Source organism: Leisingera sp. F5 (assembly GCF_001593695.1).
Genome location: NZ_LUKH01001352.1, coordinates 1 through 1,091, shown reverse-complemented (window position 1 = coordinate 1,091; position 1,091 = coordinate 1). Strand labels below are relative to the sequence as shown.

At 59.1% G+C, this 1,091-nt stretch carries 1 protein-coding gene; it reads right to left on the bottom strand.

Annotated elements, in window-relative coordinates:
* Window positions 1-233: 233 nt before the first annotated feature.
* On the bottom strand, window positions 234-1,091 hold an 858-nt coding region (locus A2I95_RS41375; RefSeq protein WP_291738082.1), incomplete at its 5' end, for a chemotaxis protein.

Below are 1,091 nucleotides of genomic sequence, written 5' to 3'. Positions count from 1 at the left end.
GTATCCTAGAACCGAGCCAAGCCCAAGGCGCGCAGCCAGAGGCACCGCAATGACTGCGGCGCCCAGATAAATGGTTGCTTGGTAAAAAAACTCTTCCATGTTTTAGGTATCGCAAGCCTGCCGGGGCCTTGGCAATGGCTTTGCCGGCCGCGGCGGGCTGTTACGGCAATACGGTGCCTGCCAGCAGCAATCATTGATGGGTTTTCGGTCGGGCTTGTTGCTTTTCGGGCCGGCTATTGTTCGAGCAGGCGGATCTCTTCGCTCAGCTTTCCGATCCGGTCAAGCCGCCGCGAAATCCGTTCCTGAAAACCGCCCAGCTGGTCGATGATATCAGCCAGTGTTTCGCCGGAATCGGTCAGCCGTGCGCTTTCGATTTTGAGCAGCACCCGGGTGGAGCTGAGACCAAGGAAGTGCCGGTGCATGATCTGGCAGGCGCTGGTGATGCGCGCGGCTTCTTCGTCGACTTCTCTCATACCGTTTTGCGACCGCTTGACCTGGTCCTTGGCCAGATCGGCCAGGATGCCGCGTTCGGTTTCCATGTCGGGCTCGCCGAGATCGCGACGTTCCTGTTGCAGCTGGTTGTCGCATTCGATCAGGATGCGCGCCATGCCTTCGACAAACAGGCTGCTGTTCACCGAAGCCTTGATCTTGGCAAAATTGCTGTTCTCACCCATCACATGGGCGCCGAACCAATCCGACATCTCGCGTGACATCGAGCCGTAGTTCTGCGACAGCACCGTGACCGGGCCGCCCGATGGTTCAATCCGCGAGGCCAGCACCCGCAGGTTATGCGGGATCGTGTGCATTGCATCGAAATCGGTGATCAGCCCTTCGGTCTCTTCCACCAGGGTTTCAGCGTTGCGCAGCATGCCCGTCAGCTCTTGGATCCGGGCGTTGGGCGGCTGGTTCAGGCCCTTGTCGCGGGAGATCAGTTCCTGGCTCAGAGCGTGGGCGGCAAACTCGTGGTAGTTCTCATAGCCCTGGCTGTTCAGCCAATCGAGCAGGTATAGCGCGCTGTCCTCCGGAGTGATGCCCTCTTCGGTCTCCCGCTTAAGCACCTTCGCATAGAAATTGCGCACCTCGGTAAACAA